Below are 18,491 nucleotides of genomic sequence, written 5' to 3' on the forward strand. Positions count from 1 at the left end.
TTCTGGAAAGTTTACATGGCCTTGAATATTCTGGACACGAACGGCGCTACAGTTATCAAGACCGGTGCGCAGTTCGAGGCGTACGACGTCATCCGCTACTCCGCCGATAATCCTCTCGCCATGGTCACTCTGAAGGTGTCGGATTTCGGCACGATAAACCTTGCCGATGAGTTGGACTCGGTTTCCGCAGAAATAACGGGCTCGAGCAGTGCCAATGCGATTACAACCGGCAGGGGCAACGACACTATATCGGGCGGAAATGGCAATGACACGCTGAATGGCGGAGAAGGCAACGATACGCTAAATGGCGACGATGGCGCAGACACGCTGAACGGCGGTGCCGGAGAAGATACGATCCGAGGTGGAGCTGGTAATGACACGCTGAATGGCGGGGACGGCAACGACACGCTCGACGGCGGGCAAGGTAATGACAAGATCAATGGTGGCGCGGGCAATGACACGATCACCGACTCTGCGCACTTTAACACACCGAAAACGACGATCGATGCAGGGGACGGCGACGACAAAGTAATTATATTAGCAAGCGATGAATCGCTGACAGGGGCGATCGATGGCGGCAACGGGATCGACGTTCTTTCCGGCTTGAACAATCTGACCGCTTTTACGATACAGAACTTCGAAATTCTTGAAACGGGAGGGATCCACCTTGCCGGTTCGGCTGCTCAGTTCGAAAGCTTCGACAAGATCATCTACGGTGACAATCCGATCTACGACAGTTCCGTCATCTCCTTGATATTGGCGGATGGCGTTCATGTCGATCTCTCCGACGAGCTGGCAGCCCGTCGGACCTCCATCACAGGCACCGCCTTCGGCATAGACGTCACGACGGGCGCCGGTAATGACAATTTCGTCGGAACAGCCGGTAACGACATTTTCGACGGCGGCGCCGGCAACGACACATTGCATGGCAATGCTGGAAATGACCTGTTGACCGGCGGCGAAGGCAACGACCAAGTCTATGGGGGCGCCGGAAATGATGTGATCAGGGGTGGAACGGGTAACGACACGATCGGCGACGGTGACTTTTTCGGCCCTCCAGAAGTCTTCGATATAGATGGGGGCGACGGCAATGATACCGTGAACCTGCAGATCGCATACAGTATCGAAAATTCGGGAATAGTTGATGGCGGTGCCGACACCGACACGCTGCAAGCCTATAATCTGACCGGCTTGACGATCAAGAATTTCGAAATTCTTGAGACGGGGGGAATGGAAACTATTGGTTCGGCGGCGCAGTTTGAAAGCTTTGAAAAGATCGTCGTCTACGACGATCCAAACTACGATAGCTATGCCATCTCGTTGAAATTGACGGACGGGGTTCACGTCGACCTTGCTGGTGAACTGGCCACCCGTTCGGCGCATATCAGCGGCAATGCCTTCGGCATCGACGTCACGACCGGTGGCGGCAATGATCAACTTGAAGGTACTGATGGCAACGACATTTTCGACGGCGGCGCCGGCAATGACGTTATCGATGGCTACTCCGGCAATGACGTCCTGAGAGGCGGTGCGGGCGATGATACGATCACCGATGGTGACGACTACGCCGATGCAAAAATCTTCGATATAGATGCAGGCAACGGCAACGACACCGTAACTGTGTTTCGCGGCTCCGATGTCGAGGCGTCCGGAACACTCAATGGCGGTGCCGACACCGACACGCTGCAAGCCTATAATCTGAGCGGCCTGACGATCCAAAATTTCGAAATCCTCGAATTGGGCGGAGCGGGCGCTATTGGTTCGGCTGCGCAGTTCGAAAGTTTCGACAAAATCGTAGTCTACGAGCCGGGATACGAAAGCATCATCTCCTTGACATTGACCGACAGTGCCCATGTCGATCTCTCGGACGAGTTGGCCACCCGTTCGGCATATATCAGTGGCACGGCCTTCGGTATTGACGTCGCGACCGGTGGCGGCAGCGACCAACTTGAAGGCACCGATGGTAACGACATATTCGACGGTGGAGCTGGTAATGACAGAATTGATGGCTATGGCGGGAACGACATGCTCTTTGGAGGCACCGGCATCGACACGGCCGTCTTCTCCGGCGATTTCGCCAGCTATTCCTTCGCGATCGACAATGGCAGCCACATCCTGACGAGCGCCCTGGAGGGCAAGGATACGCTGACTGATGTTGAATTCGCCCGTTTTGCCGACGGCGTCTACGATTTCGCCACGGAAACTTTCACAAGCAATAACACCGCGCCGACCAATTTCCAGCTTTCGAAGACCGCCCTCTCAGAGGACACGCCGATCTGGACCACCGTTGGCCTGCTCAGCGCCAAGGACGCCGATGGCGACGCCCTCACCTATACGCTGCTCGACGGAGCCAACGATCATTTCCGGATAAAGGGCGACCGTATCGTCACCTCCAAGGCGCTGGATTACGAGACCGACAAGTCGCACACGATCAAGGTTGCCGTTTCCGACGGCAAGGTCACGGTCGAAAAGGACATCACGATCAATGTCCTCGACGTCAACGAAGCACCTGTCAACAAGGCGCCGACCAATCTCGCCTTCTCGCGCAGCTCGATCTCCGAGAATGTCGCGATCGGCACCTCGGTCGGCCTTCTCTCGGCGGTCGATCCAGAAGGCGGCACGGTAAAATGGCGGCTGACGGATGATGCCGACGGCATCTTCAAGCTCGTCGGCAACAAGATCCAGACGAAGGCTGCAATCGACTACGAAAGCACCCACAACCTGACCTTCACTGCCGAAGCCTACGACACGGCCGGAAACGTCACCAGCCACGATTTCACGGTCGCCGTGAAGGACGTCTTCGAGCCGGCGGTTTCGAGCTTCTCGCATGAGGCGTTGATCTAACTGCGACTGGATTCCAGGCGACGCAGAAATGCGTCGCCAATGGCCTTCAAAACGGGGTGCTTGCGGTCAGCAAGCCCCCGTATCGATCAGGCGGAACAAGGTGCCCCACCGAATCTCTTTTCCCCACTGGGTAGAAGAGGGAGTTCGGCTTACCGCCCGGTCCAAATTGCTGCTCCCCCTTCGCACCCGATTCGGCTATGATTTCCTGCCGATCCGAGGAGAGCCCGCATGCGCCTGCCCACATTCATCCTCGCCCTCGCCGTCTCGGCGCTCGCAGCCTTGCCTGCATCGGCAGCGACCTACAAGACGCCGAAGGCGCTGCTCAAGGCGCTCTATAGCTACGACACCGACAACAGCGACGCCGAGGCGCCCTCGCCCTATTCCGCCTTCTTCTCCGACCACCTGACCAAGCTCCTCCAGACCGATCTCGACAACACGGCAGAGGGCGATGTCGGTGCGATCGACTTCGATCCCGTCATCGCTGGCCAGGATGGCACCGCCAGCGACGTCAGGATCGGCCAGCCGATCCTGCTGGATGACAAGGCCGAGGTGGAGGTGGAGTTCGAAAACGGCGAAGAGGTGACGCTCTTCTATACGCTGGTACGCGAACACGGCGGCTGGAAGGTCGACGACATCGCCAATCAGAAGGGGGATAATCCCTGGAGCCTGAGCGGGTTGCTGGGGGATGCGCAGTAGGCTGGCAGCCCAGCCACCCGCCCTCCCGGTCGAGGCGACCCTGCGTTTGTCACGGGCAATCAATTCACTGGATCGATTGCTCCGCTCCTCACCCTCACCATGAGACTGATCGGCGTGCCTGCCGCCCCGCCCACGAACAAAAAACCTGCCCGGCTATCGAATCTGCCGCTCATCCCGTTTCGGCACGGAATCCCGATATGGCACAGCCGCGCAAGAATCCGTTAACCCATCGTCAAGTATCTGAATCTTCGGCATTTCCCGACATCGATGCAGGCATGCCAAAAGAATCCCGCTTGCTTTTTGCCCGAAATGCTGGCACGAATTGACTTACTCGGGCATTTGCATGCCGGTGACTGGACTGATGTGGTAATCCCTTCCGTTTGGAAGGCGGCGCGGGACTACCCGCCTACGTAGACGTTCTTTCCCCGTACGTGACTTCTCCGACTGACCCTTCGTCCCAATCGATCGGGGCGAAAGCTAAAGCCGTCCGCTTCCTCTCGGGGGCGCGGATACTACACAGACTAAGGGAAAAGGACGATCCCAATGGCCACCAAGGGCACCGTAAAATTCTTCAACCAGGACAAGGGTTTTGGTTTCATCACGCCGGACGGCGGCGCAAAGGACGTTTTTGTCCATATCTCTGCGTTGCAGGCTTCTGGCATCCAGTCGCTGCGCGAAGGCCAGCAGGTTACCTTCGACACCGAGCCGGACCGCATGGGCAAGGGCCCGAAGGCTGTCAACATCTCGGCTTCGTAAGTCAGACTTCCGCTCGCGCGGCATAACGGCGCTCCGCAAGGGGCGCCGTTTCTGTTTGTGGTGATCGGCGGTCATTTGTCGATCACATTGGCAAGTGTTATATGCGCCCTTTATAGATGCCCGCCCCTGCGGCGGGGGCACCGCACTGCGGCGCGGTAACAAGGAACAGTGGAACGTCGATGACGCAGAAGAGGCCGATTTTTGCAGTCGCCCCGATGATCGACTGGACGGATCGGCATTGCCGCTATTTCCACCGCCAGATCAGCCGCGAGGCGCTGCTCTATACCGAGATGGTGGTGGCCGATGCGATCATCCACGGCCCGCGCGATCGGCTGCTCGGTCATGACGCCGCCGAGCATCCGCTGGCGCTGCAGCTCGGCGGATCGGACCCGGCAAAGCTTACCGAAGCGGTGAAAATCGCCCAGCCCTATGGCTATGACGAGATCAACCTCAATGTCGGCTGCCCTTCCGACCGGGTGCAGTCCGGCACCTTCGGCGCCTGCCTGATGTTGACGCCGGAAACGGTGGCCGAATGCATCGCGGCAATGAAGAGGGTTGCGACCGCGCCGGTAACGGTGAAATGCCGGATCGGCGTCGACGAGCAGGAGCCGGAACAGGCGCTGCCAGAGCTGATCAGCCGCGTTCTCGATGCCGGCGCCGACGCGATCTGGATCCATGCCCGCAAGGCATGGCTGAAGGGTCTGAGCCCCAAAGAAAACCGCGAGATCCCGCCGCTCGACTACGAGATCGTCTATCGGATGAAGCAGCGCTGGCCCGATGTCTTCATCGGCATCAACGGCGGTATCCGCACGCTCGACGAAGCCGCCGTCCATCTCGAACATGTCGACGGCGTCATGCTTGGCCGCGCCGCCTACCAGAATGCCGCGATCCTTGCCGACATCGACCAGCGCTTCTTTGGTGCGCCTGCGGCCGAACCGGATTGGGAGGCGCTCTGTAACCGGATGATGGCCTATGCCGAACGCCACATCGCCGGCGGCGGCCGGCTACAGCACGTGGCCCGCCACATGGTCGGTCTCTTCACCGGCCTGCCCGGCGCCCGCCGCTACCGTCAGATCCTCTCAACCGATGCGGCAAAAACCGGCGCCGGGCCGGAAGTGTTGGCGGCGGCCTTTGCGGCAGTGGATTTCTCGGGGACGGATCAGGAAGCAGTCAGCGCCTGACGTGAGGTGATGCCTAGTCATGGCGCTGAGGTGAAGCGTCAGGACCGCGCCATCGGCAGCAAGATCTTCGTCTCGATCCGGCCCGCCAGCGAGAACACCAGGATTTCCGTATCCCTGCCGATCCTGCTGCCATCCATCAATCGGACGATATCATCGACGCCGCCGACCGGGCTGCCATCGATGGCGAGAATATAATCGCCCTCCTGCAGCCCTCCCTTTGCCGCCGGCCCGTCGGCTTCGACGCGCCGGATGCGAACCGAGGTCGTCTGCGTCGTGCCTGCGGCAAGCGCCACCCGGCGCGGCAGCACGATCGTATCGCCTGCTATGCCGATGAAGGCGCGCCTGACCTGGCCATAGCGAAGAATCTCCGAAACCACGAAATTGGCCGTATTCGACGCCACGGCAAAGGCGATGCTCTGCGCGCCCTGGATGACGGCGGTGTTGACGCCAATGACCTCCCCGCCCGAAGACACCAGTGGCCCGCCCGAGTTGCCGGGATTGAGCGCCGCATCGGTCTGGATGACATCTTCCATCGGCCGGCCGCTGGCCGCCCGCATCGACCGGCCGAGCGCCGAGACGATACCGGCCGTAACCGTCCATTCGAAGCCGAGCGGGTTTCCGATCGCGATCGCGATATGGCCCCTGCGCAGGCGCTGGGAATCTCCGAGCTTCGCCCAGGCGCCGGTGCTTGTATTGGCGCGAATGAGGGCGATATCGGTATCCACATCCCGGCCAAGCACGCGGCCCTCGGTAACGAAACCGTCAGGCGTGGTGATGCGAACGACCTTGGCATCGTCAACGACATGGTTGTTGGTGATGATCAGGCCATCAGGCGAGACCGCGAAGCCGGACCCCTGCCCCTGCCGGCCTCCCACCCTCTCGATCCGGCTGACTGCTGGCCCGACCGTATCGACTGCTGCTGCGATCGATTGCGAATAGGCATCGATCAGCGCCCCATCATTCTGAGGCGCTATCTGCTTGTCCATGTAACCCATTATTGAATCCTCAGGCGGCAGTAACGGCCGTCCCGCCGCCGGCGAAGCCGTCGCGGTTGCGACGGTCCGCCATGGCGCTGTTGTATGAGGATTAGATGGTTGGGCGATGAACCGCGTTCAAGTGTGCGCCAGCAGCGGCATGCACGGCGGCAGAATGGGAACACACCTACCCCGGACAGATATATTGAACTACCCGGACGGATATATTGAACGAATAATAAAAAAATGGCTCATTGCAGACGTTCGTCTCGCCCGTGACGAACTAGCCTGAGGTGGCCGACAGCCGAGATACAGTGGATTAAAACAATGTTCGCAGCGCAAAGCAGCCAGGCGAGGATCACCCGGGCTCCCGCGCGTCATGCGAAATGGGCGGGTGCTATACCCATCTCGCGTAGACATACAAACTTCTGTCATATCAATAGAATAGAAAGAGGAACTCAATAAGCACATCAACATATTCGGGTTGATCAGGCGCGACCTTCTTGCCCCTAGCCTCCGGCCCAACGGCGCTCGTGGCCTTGTCAATTCTGCAGGCAACAGCGCAAACTTCTGACCGCATTAATCCAACCAACCCCAACCAACGGAGCCAAAAGATGAGCACGGTTACCACCAAGGACGGCGTCGAAATCTTCTACAAGGATTGGGGGCCGAAGAGCGCTCAGCCGATCATGTTTCATCACGGCTGGCCGCTCTGCTCCGACGACTGGGATGCCCAGATGCTGTTCTTCCTTGAGAAGGGCTACCGGGTCGTCGCCCATGATCGGCGAGGCCACGGCCGCTCGACCCAGGTGGGCGACGGTCACGACATGGATCACTACGCCGCCGATGCCGCAGCCGTCGTCGAGCATCTCGATCTCAGGAACACCGTCCATGTCGGCCACTCCACCGGCGGCGGCGAAGCGACCCATTACGTCGCCCGCCACGGCCAGCCGCAGGGCCGCGTCGCAAAGCTGGTGATCATCGGCGCCGTGCCGCCTCTCATGGTGAAAACGGATGCCAATCCCGGCGGCCTGCCGATCGAAGTCTTCGACGACCTGCGCAAGCAGCTCGCCGCCAACCGCTCGCAATTCTATCGCGATCTGCCGGCCGGCCCGTTCTACAGCTTCAACCGGCCGGGCGCGAAAGTGTCGGAGCCAATCATCAACAATTGGTGGCGCCAAGGCATGATCGGCGGCGCCAAGGCGCATTACGATGGCATCAAGGCCTTTTCGGAAACTGACTTCACCGAAGACCTGAAGATCATCACCGTGCCGACCTTCGTCATGCACGGCGACGACGACCAGATCGTGCCGATCGCCGACTCCGCCCTGCTCTCGTCCAAGCTTCTGCAGAACGCCACGCTGAAGGTTTACGAGAAATTCCCGCACGGCATGTGCACCACCCATGCCGACATCATAAATCCCGACATCCTCGCCTTCATCAAAGGCTGATCCGTGATGTTGCCGGGCGCCGATCAGGCGCCCGGTTGCCACGATGGCTTGCCATCCCGCACGCCGGCATTCTGGCCACGTCGATCGATTGACGGCCAGTGACTCATTTTCCTATGAAACCGTTTTCGGCGATTTGCGTTTAGCGGCCATGAAAAGAGAACGTGAACCCTCATCAAAGGCTTACCGGCAGGATCGTTTCGAAAACACCGAGCGCGCCGCCAAGGAAACCATCGAAGCGGAGCAGCGGGCCCGCCGGGAAAAAACCAAGCGGCTGAAAGAGCTGCGGCTGTCGCAGCTGGGCGCCAAGGACCCCGCAACCAAGTAGATCTCACGCTCACTCTATCCTGTCGACACGCCGATCGGTCTCATATCCATGCCCTGCCGCCCTCGCCGGTATCTTCCCGTGCGTGCCCAGAATTCTTTTTGAATTTCGGACCTTCGCCCATCTTGCAGAGCAAAGATCGCGAAATTATCTTTTTTCACGAAAGCGATTCACGGCATCCAAAAAAGGGCAGATTGCGATGTCAGACAAGCTGTTCAGCACGCGTGACGAACCGCTCGCCTCCGAGGACCTCGATGTGTGCAGGCGTGTCCACGAAGCTCTCTGTAGCGGGCTAAAGATCGACAGATCGAGCAAGGAGGCCGACCGTCTGGGCGCCCTCATCATCGAGCTTTACCGCCAGGGTGTGCATGACGAAAGGCAGCTTCTGTTGCTGGCCGGCGGAAGGTGAGCCTGATAGCGGCCTCACGTTAGCACAACGAGAGCGGACCGACTCCTCCCGCCATTTACCGGCTTTGACACGCACATGGAGACCCACGGCGCAGAAACTTGCGCCGCCGCTGCATGAACATACGACGATGGGGTCGGCGCAGTCATTCCGGTTCAGCACCTAGCGCAAGCGCACAAGAATCTTGTCCCTATCCCAGGACAATCCATCGGAAAATTCGATCTTTTCAATGCCCCAATAGCCCTCGGCCAAGAACTGCTTCTCGACGGTGATCACTTCGCCCGTGGGCTTGACGATCACCATCAGCTTTGCCGCATTCCGCAGCAACATCACGTCGGAAGCGGTGAGATCGGTCAGGCGAAGCGTGTCGATCTCGTTCGACATGTTGACGATGTCATCGATGACGTCGGAGCCATCGCCGCTGGTATAGACATAGGTGTCGTCGCCAAAGGATCCGGAAAGCGTGTCGTTTCCTTCAAGTCCGATGATCAGATCGTCGCCCATCGTGCCTTCTAGAGTTTCCCGGCCGACAGTGCCGGCAATACCCTCGGGCAGAACCCCACTGATATGCGCGGCGATGTCCTGCTTCGACCAGATTGTCCCGTCGCTGAACCTGATGCTTTCGATCCCCTTATCGCCACCTGATCGTCCCGACTCGATGAGGATCGACCCGCCCGCGGCCATACGTGCGGCAGTCCTTTCAAGCGCCCAGGTGAGCCTGCCGTCGCTCTTGGCCGCAGGCCTCGCTTCCTCGAGAATTGATACGTTCTTGGCGGCATCTGCCGCACTCATCCTGATCGCAATGATGAGATCGTCACCCTCCTGGCGAAGGCCGATATCACCGGGGCCGATATCGGAAAAGATCAGCGTGTCGGCGTCGCCGCTATCCTCGATCGTTTCCACAATGGTGTCGTTGCCGTCGCCGCGGGCATAGCCGTAGGTGTCGTTGCCGGTGCCGCCGGTCAGAAGATCGTCATCCTCGTTGCCGTAGAGCGTGTCATCTCCCTCGTCACCTCGGATTTCATCCTGTCCGCCTCGGCCATACACCACATCATCGCCCGCACCGGCATGGATCTGTTGGTTACTGTCGGGATCGGATGTAAGGATGATGTTGTTGACGACCCGCCCGCTGTCACGCGATGTCCTATCGTAGATGCTAATCGACAAAATCAGGCCCAACCCAAGGATCAGGGCCGTCCGCCGCACGCGCCAATTCGGCATTCTTCCAGTCCCCGGCAAGACGCGCCCCGGTGGCATCAACCGCCGCCGGTAGCCAAGCTCTGTTTGGAGGGAATTACCACCCTGAGATGTCTGTTGTGTTAACGGTACCTATTGCAAGAATGACCGGCCCCCGCGCCCCTCCAGTAAATCCCGTCCCCCTCTGGGCCTTGGCGGCCCTTCTGGGAGGTTGAACATGCCGTTCCGCGCTCTGCCATCCTGTTCTTCGTCATGAAGGTGGCCGCCCCCTTCCTTGTCGCACTCGGGCTGCGGTTGCTCTGGAGTGCTCGCGAGACCCCATATGGGCCGGCCGATTTGCCGTCCAGCAGTGCGCGCAACCCAGCTGCGTTAGCACCCACGCACATACACCGCCTCATTCCATCCCAAAATGAAACCTATTCCCTTCCGCTGCGTTATCCCCCGATACATCCGTTTACCCAAGGTGAGTGAAATGAACAGATTCGCCATTATTGCCCTGTCGATAACGACGGCCTTCTCCGGAATGCCCGCCTCGGCAGGCCTGGCTTTTGTGCCGAGCCCGGTGCAATCGGCGCAGCCGACGTCTCAAAGCACCGATGCCCGCATCACGACCGTCGGCTGCAATAACTTCACGAACTGCCCGGGTCAGTTCGGCAATAATCGCAGGTGGTATCGCAACCGCAATCACTATCGTGACCGGAATTACGACCGCGACGACCGTTATGGCTGGGATCGTCGCTATGATCGCCGGTATCGCCGCCATGACAATACCGGTGCCATTATCGGCGGTCTGGCGGCCGGCGCCCTCCTCGGCGGTATCATCGCTTCGCAGCCGCGCACGCGTGCCTACAGTTCTGGTTCGCATGCGGAGTATTGCTATAGCCGTTATCGGTCCTATCGCGCCTATGACAATACCTACCAGCCGAACTACGGCCCACGCCGCCAGTGCCGCTAGCCGGCCCGTTCCATTGGAGCAAGCCTCGCATGAAGATGCGGGGCTTTTTGATACCCGAATGCCCGTTACGCGGCTCTCCCGGGGACACCGTAGACTGTCACGCCGTCCAGCAAATCGCCTTGCCCCCTATCGACCAGCTCTATATGTATGAAAGCACGGTACGTTAGCAGATACGCACATACATAATCCCTCCCGATCCCAAAATGAAACCTATTCCCTTCCCCCGCGTTATCCCCCAATACATCCGTTGACCCAAGGTGAGTGAAATGAACAAATTCGGCATCATTGCCCTGTCGATAGCGACGGCCTTCTCGGGAATGCCGGCCTCGGCGGCCCCGGCCTTCGTGGCGAGCCCGATGCAATCGGCCCAGCCGGCGCCTCAAAGTATCGATGCCCGGATCATGACAGTCGCCTGCAACCCTTACTCCATCGTCTGCTCGGGCAACGGCGATAACCGCAGATCCTACCGCAACCGCGACCGCGACAACGATCGAGACCGCGACCGCCGCAGCTACCGCGATCGCCGCTACGACCGCGACGACCGTTATGGCTGGGATCGCCGTCACGATCGCCGGTATCGCCGATATGATAACCGATATGACAATAACGGCGCCATCATCGGCGGCCTGGCAGCAGGCGCCCTCCTCGGCGGCATCATTGCTTCGCAGCCGCGCGCACGTGCCTATGGTTCTTCGCATGCTGAATACTGCTATAGCCGCTATCGGTCATACCGCGCCTACGACAATACCTATCAGCCGAATTATGGCCCGCGCCGCCAGTGCCGGTAATCCGGCCCACGCATCAGAGCAAGCCTCGCATGAAGATGCGGGGCTTTTTTGATGATCGGAAGCCCGCTACACGGCTTCCGATCGCCGGTCGGCCGTGCTGGTCTGCGCGGTCATGGTCGACTCGCTCAGTTGGGCGACACGAACCTAAAGCATGTCGCGCAATAGTGCGCAGCCGTTTTGCGATAACGACATGCGTTGGATAGAAAGATGCGTCAGGAGCGAATCTAAAGGATCGCGACGTGCTTTAGGTGCGGAATGACATCCGGAGAGACAACAAAGCCCGCCGGGCCCGTCATCCTGCTGCCGCCGGATATGGAAAACCTGTCGGGCTTCGAAGCGGCGCTCGCCGCCGGCTGGTCTCCCGATCCGCGCCGCGCAGGCGACGAAACCTATGTTCGCGGTGAACTTCAGCGGCTGCGCCAGGACCGGGCGAAGTTCCCCGACGATCTCATTCGTGATGGCAAACCGCACGCCGGGTCCGGATCGCCGCCTCTCACCACCCGTCTGTTCTGGATCTGGGACGGCGAATTCTGCGGCAGCATCAGCCTGCGTTTTCAAGCGGGCATAGAGGAGCTGCCGCCCGAGGTGTCGGGTCATGTCGGGTATTCCGTCGTGCCGTGGAAACAGCGCAACGGCCACGCGACCGCTGCGTTGAGACTGCTGTTGGCACTGGCATCGAAGGAAGGCCTCGACCGCCTCGTCATCCTCTGCAACGAGGATAACGATGCCTCGCGGCGCGTGATCGAGCGCAATGGCGGCGAATTGTTCATGCGCGGCCCGCATCCCTCCGACAGGCCCGATCAGATCAAACTGTATTTCTGGCTGAGGCCCGGAATCGCCGGCTGACGTGCAGCCGACGGATTTTCAGACGGACGGAGCACGGGCCTTGCCCGCCCTTGCTCCGTCCGTCCCGTCAGCCTGGGGTGGGGCTGAGTGCTGGTCGCGCAGCAGCTCGCGGCGTCGCTGCGTATTGTCTCTCAATAGGTCGCGGCCGGTTTCGGCTTCTTCTCGGTCCACTGCGGCGGCGCGCCGTATTTGGCGGCCACGGCGCCCATCAGTCCGGGCGGCCGGCCGAAGGCGTCGCAGGCGGCGTATTTCGGTTTGCCGCCGAGCCAGGATTTCATCCGATGCCCTGAGGGCAGCGAGATATCCAATCCCTTAGGCTCCTTGCCCTTGATCAGCATGCGGGAAAACTCGCTGCTGAATTTCGAAGCCAGGCTATAGGCATCGCCGACTTCGGAAACGCGGGGGTTGTTCTGCAGCGAGTTTGCCCCGCGCGACCAGACGATTGCCGCCCGCTGCACACCACCGCTGTCGACGGCCTCCGCCTCGACCGCCAGTCCGCCAAGGCCGGCCGGCAGCCGGGGCACGCTGACGGGCAGTACGAAACCGGTGCCGACGGTCACGACGGTCGAAACACCCGCCATCGCCTTGTTGGTCGGCACAATGTCGGTGACGACCGAGCGGATAGTCAGATCTGCCGGCTGGCCGGCAGAGACCAGCTGGTATTTGTCACTGAGCGAAATGCAGAGCGCCCGGTCCAGAGCGTTCGCCACCATCACGCGGTCGGCGTTCGATTTGACGCGGGTCGCGGCGTTGAAAGCGAAGGTCGTCGGCACGATGCTGACCGTCTTTGCCGGACTAAGGCGCGTCCCATCGACATAGACGCGCGATTTCGACAGCTTGCCCTTCGGCGCGCCGAGATTGCCGTAGGAGGAGAGCGTGCCGGCCTCCTTTAGCGGCACCGAGCTGCACCCGGCCGCGGCCATGGCGAGCGCCACCGGCAGAGCGAGGGACAAGCCTCTCGACGCCACGGGGAGGGAAAATGGAAATGGATTGCTGCGCACGCTGTCTGGCCTCCGTCGCCGATAGCGCATAACCCCGAAAATCGAGATCGATTTTCGGAAAGGATTATGCGCAGGTTTAAAACGCTAGAGCGTCCTTGGCGCGTCCTGTCGGACGCGCGGCGCTCTAGTGTCGGGCGAAAGTGGCGGTCGACAATTGCCGCAACATTACAGATCCAGAGCCTTTCCTGATCAGAACCAGGAAAGGCTCGGGGGGCGGATACTGCTCAAGCAGGCCCGACCTTTATGCGAGTTCGATCGTCACCCGCGTCCCTGCAGCACTGCTCTCGATGCTAACCTCGCCGCCATGATTTGCGACGATCTGCTTGACGAGGCTGAGGCCGAGACCGGCGCCCTTGCTCTTCGGGGTGACGCGATAGAAGGGCTCGAAAACCAACTCCCGGTGTTCAGCCGGAATGCCCGGCCCTTCGTCGGTGACCGTGATCCGCTCGCCGCCGGAAGGTGAACCCGACACAGAAACCGCGATCATACCGCTGTTGCCTCCGTGGTCGATGGCATTGCGTACGAGGTTGCTCACCGCCCTCGGTAGCGCCGACGGGCTGCCTTTGCGTTCGAGCCTCTCGACCTCGCTTTGAAACGAAATTTGGTAGCCGGCGACAATCGCCAGCGGCGCGAGATCGGCAACCGTCATTCGGGCGATCTCGACGAGATCGACCGGTTCGTCGAGGTCAGCCGCCTGATCGTTGCGCTCAAAATCGAGCAGTTGCTCGGCCGCCTGCCCAAGCCGCGCCACGTCATCGAGCAGCCGCTGCCGCTCGCGCCCGTCTGGCATGCCGTCGATCCGCGTCTGCATGATGGCGATCGGGGTCCGGAGCTCATGCGCCGCGTCGAGCAGGAAGCGCTGACGTTTCTTAAACTCGTTCTCAAGCCGCTCAAGCGTTCCGTTAAAAGCAATCACCAATGGTGCGATTTCCGTGGGAATACCATCCACCGGCAATCGGGCTCCTTGCCGGCGGGGTTCGATTTCCGATGCCTTGCTCGCTATATCCTTCACGCCGGCCAAAGCGCGCGCTACGACGCGGGGGATCGTTAGAAAAACCCCGGGCAAAGCGATGGCCAAAAGTGGTGTGTAAATGAGGTAGGTTTTGCCGAGTATTGCCAGAAATGCGGAGCTTCTGCTGGCGTTTCCGCCGTACATCACTCTGTACTCGCCTTCTGCCGTGTCGACACGGTCGATGGAGGCGACCTCGGTCGTACCAGACGCCCCTCGTATGTCGGCGTCTTTGATGAGGTAAACGTACCGGGCTAGGTCCGCATAGGGCGCCGGCATTACGCCATAGGAGGCCGTTTCTCCACTGGGTGTTGCGACGAAAAACCAGAGCCTGTTGTTCTCAGCCTTGAACGACCTGAGACGCGGGCTATCAGCTATGACGATCCTGCCCCGCGAGTCACGCGTAAGAGCTTCCTCGAGGGCTGCAGTCAGCTGAACCTGCATTCCTTCATTGGGTGAGAGGATGCTGGTGGCGTAAATGCAAAGCCCGATGATGACAGTCGCAACAACAGCCACGAAAACGATACTGAGCTGCCAGCTGAGCGTCCACCAGAGTGAAAGGTTCGACTTGGTCGCCTCGCGCATCATTCTTCCTTCATGAGATAGCCGACGCCGCGGATATTATGGATCGCTACGCCGGCGCCGGCATCGATCAGCCGCTTGCGCAACCGCGATATATGCGCGTCGAGCGCATTCGACTGGATTTCCTCCTCGTAATTATAAACCGCCGCCTCCAGCGTCGAACGCAGCACGGTCTTCTCGTTGCGCCTAGCCAGTGCGGCCAGCACCAAAAGTTCGCGTCGGGGCAGGTCCAGCGGCACGGCATCGACGGTGACGCTCAGATGCAGCGGGTCGATCACCATTCGTCCGGCCGTGATCTTGAGTTCCGCCAGTTCAGGCGATCGCCGCAGCACGGCCCTGAGCCGCGCCATCAGCTCCTCCACCAGGAACGGCTTACCGAGATAGTCGTCGGCCCCGAGGTCGAGGCCTTCGATCCGCTCCTTCGGTTCGTTCAGCGCCGTCAGCACGATGATCGGCGTATCCTTCCCCGTCCGCCTCAGATCCGGAATGAAGCTCAGCCCCTCCCCGTCGGGCAGGCGGCGGTCGAGCAGGATCGCATCGTAGAGGTTCTGCCGCGTCAGCTCGACGGCGTCTGCCAGATGCATCGTGTGGTCGGTGACGATCCCATGTTTGCCGAGTGCGGCCGACAGCGCCTCGGCCAGCTCCCTCTCATCCTCTATCAGCAGTATCCGCATCGCCCGTCCATTGTCTCGCTCACCCCTTCTGTCTGCCACAAGGGTTGCGGCAGCATTGCGGAGCTTGCAAGGCAGCCGGTCATGCTGCTGCAATTGTTGAGGTCCAGCACAAAGACTATCCGCAGCAGCTGGAGATCAAGATGATCCGACCTATCCTCCGTCTCCTGACGAGACACTTTCTCTCCGCCTTCATCCTTGCCGCGCTGCTCGCAGCCCCACTCGTCATTCTGCACACGCTTCACGAAAAGACGGCATTCGAGAACGGCCTGCTGATGGACGTCCGATGATGCAGCGAGCGAACCCTCAGGCGGTCTTACTGTCTGCCATACAATAGGCCGAGAATGCCTGAAGATAGGCCTGCACCTTGAAACGGTTCTCCGCTGCCTCAATGGTGTTGAACACCTCGGTCGGCTCCAACTTCATCAAAGGAAGCCTGAGGAAAATATCGCCCGCGAACCGGTCGGTAATGGTCGCAAGAACGGTGCGAAGACCCGCCAGCATGTCGTCGCCGCGATGTGATGCGTGCAGCAGGGCGATCGGCTTATGGACGATCTGCTCTCCTGACACGAGCCAATCGATCGCGTTCTTGAGGCCGCCCGGGATGGATCGGACATATTCCGGGCTGGCAATGATCACCCCGTCACTCTGAGCGATCACATCGATGAGATCCCGCACCGCCTCCGGCAGATGCTCTCCCTCGAGATCGGGCGAGAATACCGGCAACCGCCCCACACCGTCGAAGATCGAAATCTCGATCTCATTTGGCGCAACGGCGCGAACAGCCTGCAGCATGGCGGTATTGGTGGAATTGCGCCGGGCGCTGCCGGATATTGCGAGAATCTTCATGACCCTAACAGGAATCGATTGATCATGGCTGTCAACGCAAAAGGCTAGGCTAGGCGCGATTGAGTAGCGCCCCAAAAGCGACTTTAGCTTGAACTGGCCGAGCCCCGCGTTAGCTTGGGTGCTGCTGCCGAATCGGCTGGAATTACCCCTTGAGGATATACACATGTCGGCTTTGATCGAGGCGCGGGGCGTCAGCAAACGCTTCCGGCAGCACAAGAGATTTCCGGGCCTGATGGGCGCGCTGAAGACGTTGGTGACCAACGAATATACGGAAGTCCTGGCCGTTTCCGACATCGGTTTCGACATCGCGGCAGGCGAAGCCGTTGGCTATCTCGGCCCGAATGGCGCCGGCAAATCGACGATGATCAAGATGATGACCGGCATCCTGGTGCCGAGCGACGGCACGCTCTCGGTGCTCGGCCGGACGCCACATCTGAAGCGGATGGACAATGCCCGCGAGATCGGCGTCGTTTTTGGCCAGCGCAGCCAGCTGTGGTGGGACCTGCCGCTGGTCGACAGTTTTACCTTGCACCAGCGTATCTACGACATCCCCGCCGCCCGCTATGCGGATAATCTCCGACGCTTCAGCGAGTTGCTCGACTTGACGCCCTTTCTCGACCGCGCAGTGCGCCAACTCAGCCTCGGCCAGCGCATGCGCGCCGAGATCGTGATGTCGCTGCTGCACGATCCCAAGATCCTCTTTCTGGACGAACCGACCATCGGTCTTGATGTGGTCGCCAAGGATGCCGTGCGGCGTTTTCTCGCCGAGATCAACCGTGAGCGCGGCGTCACCCTCATCCTCACCACCCATGATCTGCAGGACATCGAGACTATCTGCCCGCGGCTGATCATGGTCGATCATAGCAGGCTCATCTTCGACGGCGAGTTGAAGAGCCTGCGCGCAGCATTGGGCTCGGCCCGGCGGCTGACACTCGAATTTGCCAGTGACCCTGGACCGCTGCCATTGCGCACCGCGGCCCTCGTCAGCGACGAGGGCCTGCGCAAGAACTATCTCATCGAGCGTGAAGATATCTCGCTGGTCACGATCCTGTCGGAGGTCGGCAACGGCCGCGATCTCAAGGATGTGGCGCTGCACGAGCCCGACATCGAAGAGGTCATCCGCACCTTCTACCAGCGGCGCAATGCCAAGGCTCTGGCATCATGAGCGCCTATTTCGCCTTCGCGCGCAGTTCCTTCCATTCGCAGCTCGCCTACCGCAACGAAGTATGGGCCAATATCTTCGGCAAACTCGTGCAGGTCTTCGCGCGTGTCGCCATCTGGCAGGCGGCCTATGCCGGCATCGGCGGCATCGTAGTCGACGGCGTTTCCCTGCAGCAGATGGTGACCTATGCCCTGCTCGGCGGCGCGGTGATGGGCGCAACCCGCCCTGAAAGGATCATCGGCGAAATCGGCCGGTCGCTCAAGACAGGCGATATCGCGGTATGGCTGCTCAAGCCCTTGTCCTATCCGCTCTATCTCTTCGCCAACGAATGCGGCAGCTTCGGTTATCGCCTGATGACCCAGGTCATTCCGACCATCGCCTTTACTGCGTTGTTTTACGGCATGCTGCCGCCGGCAAGCCTGTTCGATGGCCTGATGTTCATCGCCTTCTGGGCGCTGTCCTTTACGCTGCTGTTCCTGATGTCGGCGCTCTTCGGCCTCGTCGCCTTCTGGCTGATGACGAGCTTCTCGCTGGACTGGATCCTGGGCGCCCTGCTGCAATTGTTCTCGGGCCTGCTGATACCGTTCTGGTTCTTCCCCGAACCGCTGGCCACGATTGCCCGCCACCTGCCCTTCGCCTGGGTGGTCTATTATCCCAATGCCGTCTATCTCGGCAGGCTTTCCACTGCCGATGTCTGGCTCCATTTCGGCCTGGGCCTTGCCTGGGCCGCGTTGTTCCTGGCCGGCGTCCTTTGGCTGTGGCGCTGCGCCTCCGGCCGCATCACGGTGCAGGGAGGTTGAT

The 18,491-nt window shown here is 60.3% G+C and carries 20 protein-coding genes; 14 read left to right on the plus strand and 6 right to left on the minus strand.

Going from position 1 to position 18,491, the window contains the following annotated elements:
* The first annotated feature begins 15 nt into the window (after positions 1–15).
* From AC2444_RS12655 to dusA, 5 genes are all read left to right on the plus strand, one after another.
* Positions 16–2,844, plus strand: coding sequence for a metal-binding protein (locus tag AC2444_RS12655; protein WP_012757958.1), 2,829 nt, complete (start codon positions 16–18; stop codon positions 2,842–2,844).
* A gap of 228 nt (positions 2,845–3,072) precedes the next feature.
* Positions 3,073–3,540 carry a DUF3828 domain-containing protein gene (locus AC2444_RS12660; RefSeq protein ID WP_012757959.1) on the plus strand — a complete coding sequence of 156 codons (468 nt, stop codon included), beginning with the start codon at positions 3,073–3,075 and terminating at the stop codon, positions 3,538–3,540.
* Positions 3,541–3,737: 197 nt separating this feature from the next.
* Positions 3,738–3,866 (plus strand): hypothetical protein, encoded by a 129-nt coding sequence (locus AC2444_RS12665; protein ID WP_260687155.1) that lies wholly within the window; start codon positions 3,738–3,740, stop codon positions 3,864–3,866.
* 217 nt (positions 3,867–4,083) lie between these two features.
* On the plus strand, positions 4,084–4,296 hold the full coding sequence (locus tag AC2444_RS12670; protein WP_003540801.1) for a cold-shock protein: 213 nt from the start codon (positions 4,084–4,086) through the stop codon (positions 4,294–4,296).
* Between the two features lie 179 nt (positions 4,297–4,475).
* Positions 4,476–5,477, plus strand: a complete 1,002-nt coding sequence (gene dusA, locus AC2444_RS12675; protein WP_012757960.1) for a tRNA dihydrouridine(20/20a) synthase DusA — start codon at positions 4,476–4,478, stop codon at positions 5,475–5,477.
* A gap of 38 nt (positions 5,478–5,515) precedes the next feature.
* On the opposite strand, the gene AC2444_RS12680 is transcribed toward dusA, so the two are convergent.
* A complete protein-coding gene (locus AC2444_RS12680; RefSeq protein ID WP_012757961.1) occupies positions 5,516–6,472 on the minus strand; it encodes a S1C family serine protease in 957 nt (318 codons plus the stop codon).
* A 593-nt stretch (positions 6,473–7,065) separates the two neighbouring features.
* On the opposite strand from AC2444_RS12680, the gene AC2444_RS12685 reads away from it, so the two are divergent.
* The 3 genes from AC2444_RS12685 (at position 7,066) to AC2444_RS12695 (ending at position 8,633) form a co-directional block, all read left to right on the plus strand.
* Entirely contained in the window at positions 7,066–7,902 is an 837-nt protein-coding gene (locus tag AC2444_RS12685) for an alpha/beta fold hydrolase (RefSeq protein WP_012757962.1), read from the plus strand.
* Positions 7,903–7,945: 43 nt separating this feature from the next.
* Positions 7,946–8,227 carry a hypothetical protein gene (locus AC2444_RS12690; RefSeq protein WP_012757963.1) on the plus strand — a complete coding sequence of 94 codons (282 nt, stop codon included), beginning with the start codon at positions 7,946–7,948 and terminating at the stop codon, positions 8,225–8,227.
* Positions 8,228–8,423: 196 nt separating this feature from the next.
* Entirely contained in the window at positions 8,424–8,633 is a 210-nt protein-coding gene (locus AC2444_RS12695) for a hypothetical protein (RefSeq protein WP_012757964.1), read from the plus strand.
* Between the two features lie 159 nt (positions 8,634–8,792).
* Here AC2444_RS12695 and AC2444_RS12700 read toward each other — a convergent pair whose 3' ends face one another.
* Positions 8,793–9,851 (minus strand): calcium-binding protein, encoded by a 1,059-nt coding sequence (locus AC2444_RS12700; RefSeq protein ID WP_128449166.1) that lies wholly within the window; start codon positions 9,849–9,851, stop codon positions 8,793–8,795.
* A gap of 448 nt (positions 9,852–10,299) precedes the next feature.
* On the opposite strand from AC2444_RS12700, the gene AC2444_RS12705 reads away from it, so the two are divergent.
* From AC2444_RS12705 to AC2444_RS12715, 3 genes are all read left to right on the plus strand, one after another.
* On the plus strand, positions 10,300–10,782 hold the full coding sequence (locus AC2444_RS12705) for a BA14K family protein (RefSeq protein WP_012757966.1): 483 nt from the start codon (positions 10,300–10,302) through the stop codon (positions 10,780–10,782).
* A 266-nt stretch (positions 10,783–11,048) separates the two neighbouring features.
* Positions 11,049–11,570, plus strand: a complete 522-nt coding sequence (locus AC2444_RS12710; RefSeq protein ID WP_012757968.1) for a BA14K family protein — start codon at positions 11,049–11,051, stop codon at positions 11,568–11,570.
* A gap of 255 nt (positions 11,571–11,825) precedes the next feature.
* Entirely contained in the window at positions 11,826–12,416 is a 591-nt protein-coding gene (locus tag AC2444_RS12715; protein ID WP_012757969.1) for a GNAT family N-acetyltransferase, read from the plus strand.
* A 131-nt stretch (positions 12,417–12,547) separates the two neighbouring features.
* On the opposite strand, the gene AC2444_RS12720 is transcribed toward AC2444_RS12715, so the two are convergent.
* From AC2444_RS12720 to AC2444_RS12730, 3 genes are all read right to left on the minus strand, one after another.
* Positions 12,548–13,447, minus strand: a complete 900-nt coding sequence (locus AC2444_RS12720) for a DUF3313 domain-containing protein (RefSeq protein ID WP_017994463.1) — start codon at positions 13,445–13,447, stop codon at positions 12,548–12,550.
* A gap of 211 nt (positions 13,448–13,658) precedes the next feature.
* On the minus strand, positions 13,659–15,011 hold the full coding sequence (locus AC2444_RS12725; RefSeq protein WP_012757971.1) for a sensor histidine kinase: 1,353 nt from the start codon (positions 15,009–15,011) through the stop codon (positions 13,659–13,661).
* Entirely contained in the window at positions 15,011–15,682 is a 672-nt protein-coding gene (locus AC2444_RS12730) for a response regulator transcription factor (RefSeq protein WP_012757972.1), read from the minus strand. Before AC2444_RS12730 ends, AC2444_RS12725 begins: the two co-directional genes overlap by 1 nt.
* Positions 15,683–15,822: 140 nt before the next feature.
* Between AC2444_RS12730 and AC2444_RS12735 the strand changes: the two genes are divergently transcribed.
* Entirely contained in the window at positions 15,823–15,969 is a 147-nt protein-coding gene (locus tag AC2444_RS12735) for a hypothetical protein (RefSeq protein WP_012757973.1), read from the plus strand.
* Between the two features lie 16 nt (positions 15,970–15,985).
* On the opposite strand, the gene AC2444_RS12740 is transcribed toward AC2444_RS12735, so the two are convergent.
* Positions 15,986–16,528, minus strand: a complete 543-nt coding sequence (locus tag AC2444_RS12740) for an NADPH-dependent FMN reductase (protein WP_012757974.1) — start codon at positions 16,526–16,528, stop codon at positions 15,986–15,988.
* Positions 16,529–16,691: 163 nt separating this feature from the next.
* On the opposite strand from AC2444_RS12740, the gene AC2444_RS12745 reads away from it, so the two are divergent.
* Complete coding sequence (locus tag AC2444_RS12745) at positions 16,692–17,693, plus strand: ABC transporter ATP-binding protein (protein ID WP_012757975.1); 1,002 nt, start codon at positions 16,692–16,694, stop codon at positions 17,691–17,693.
* The gene (locus tag AC2444_RS12750; RefSeq protein WP_012757976.1) at positions 17,690–18,490 is read left to right on the plus strand and encodes an ABC transporter permease; all 801 of its coding nucleotides are present in this window, start codon (positions 17,690–17,692) and stop codon (positions 18,488–18,490) included. Before AC2444_RS12745 ends, AC2444_RS12750 begins: the two co-directional genes overlap by 4 nt.
* The last annotated feature ends 1 nt before the right edge of the window (position 18,491 follow it).

This window comes from Rhizobium sp. WSM1328 (assembly GCF_057653715.1).

Excerpts from the sequence above, each read along its gene's own strand:
- AC2444_RS12655 (WP_012757958.1), top strand. The coding sequence starts at position 16 with ATGGCCTTGAATATTCTGGACACGAACGGCGCTACAGTTATCAAGACC.
- AC2444_RS12660 (WP_012757959.1), top strand. The coding sequence starts at position 3,073 with ATGCGCCTGCCCACATTCATCCTCGCCCTCGCCGTCTCGGCGCTCGCA.
- AC2444_RS12665 (WP_260687155.1), top strand. The coding sequence starts at position 3,738 with ATGGCACAGCCGCGCAAGAATCCGTTAACCCATCGTCAAGTATCTGAA.
- AC2444_RS12670 (WP_003540801.1), top strand. The coding sequence starts at position 4,084 with ATGGCCACCAAGGGCACCGTAAAATTCTTCAACCAGGACAAGGGTTTT.
- dusA (WP_012757960.1), top strand. The coding sequence starts at position 4,476 with ATGACGCAGAAGAGGCCGATTTTTGCAGTCGCCCCGATGATCGACTGG.
- AC2444_RS12680 (WP_012757961.1), bottom strand. The coding sequence starts at position 6,472 with ATGGGTTACATGGACAAGCAGATAGCGCCTCAGAATGATGGGGCGCTG.
- AC2444_RS12685 (WP_012757962.1), top strand. The coding sequence starts at position 7,066 with ATGAGCACGGTTACCACCAAGGACGGCGTCGAAATCTTCTACAAGGAT.
- AC2444_RS12690 (WP_012757963.1), top strand. The coding sequence starts at position 7,946 with ATGGCTTGCCATCCCGCACGCCGGCATTCTGGCCACGTCGATCGATTG.
- AC2444_RS12695 (WP_012757964.1), top strand. The coding sequence starts at position 8,424 with ATGTCAGACAAGCTGTTCAGCACGCGTGACGAACCGCTCGCCTCCGAG.
- AC2444_RS12700 (WP_128449166.1), bottom strand. The coding sequence starts at position 9,851 with ATGCCGAATTGGCGCGTGCGGCGGACGGCCCTGATCCTTGGGTTGGGC.
- AC2444_RS12705 (WP_012757966.1), top strand. The coding sequence starts at position 10,300 with ATGAACAGATTCGCCATTATTGCCCTGTCGATAACGACGGCCTTCTCC.
- AC2444_RS12710 (WP_012757968.1), top strand. The coding sequence starts at position 11,049 with ATGAACAAATTCGGCATCATTGCCCTGTCGATAGCGACGGCCTTCTCG.
- AC2444_RS12715 (WP_012757969.1), top strand. The coding sequence starts at position 11,826 with ATGACATCCGGAGAGACAACAAAGCCCGCCGGGCCCGTCATCCTGCTG.
- AC2444_RS12720 (WP_017994463.1), bottom strand. The coding sequence starts at position 13,447 with ATGCGCTATCGGCGACGGAGGCCAGACAGCGTGCGCAGCAATCCATTT.
- AC2444_RS12725 (WP_012757971.1), bottom strand. The coding sequence starts at position 15,011 with ATGCGCGAGGCGACCAAGTCGAACCTTTCACTCTGGTGGACGCTCAGC.
- AC2444_RS12730 (WP_012757972.1), bottom strand. The coding sequence starts at position 15,682 with ATGCGGATACTGCTGATAGAGGATGAGAGGGAGCTGGCCGAGGCGCTG.
- AC2444_RS12735 (WP_012757973.1), top strand. The coding sequence starts at position 15,823 with ATGATCCGACCTATCCTCCGTCTCCTGACGAGACACTTTCTCTCCGCC.
- AC2444_RS12740 (WP_012757974.1), bottom strand. The coding sequence starts at position 16,528 with ATGAAGATTCTCGCAATATCCGGCAGCGCCCGGCGCAATTCCACCAAT.
- AC2444_RS12745 (WP_012757975.1), top strand. The coding sequence starts at position 16,692 with ATGTCGGCTTTGATCGAGGCGCGGGGCGTCAGCAAACGCTTCCGGCAG.
- AC2444_RS12750 (WP_012757976.1), top strand. The coding sequence starts at position 17,690 with ATGAGCGCCTATTTCGCCTTCGCGCGCAGTTCCTTCCATTCGCAGCTC.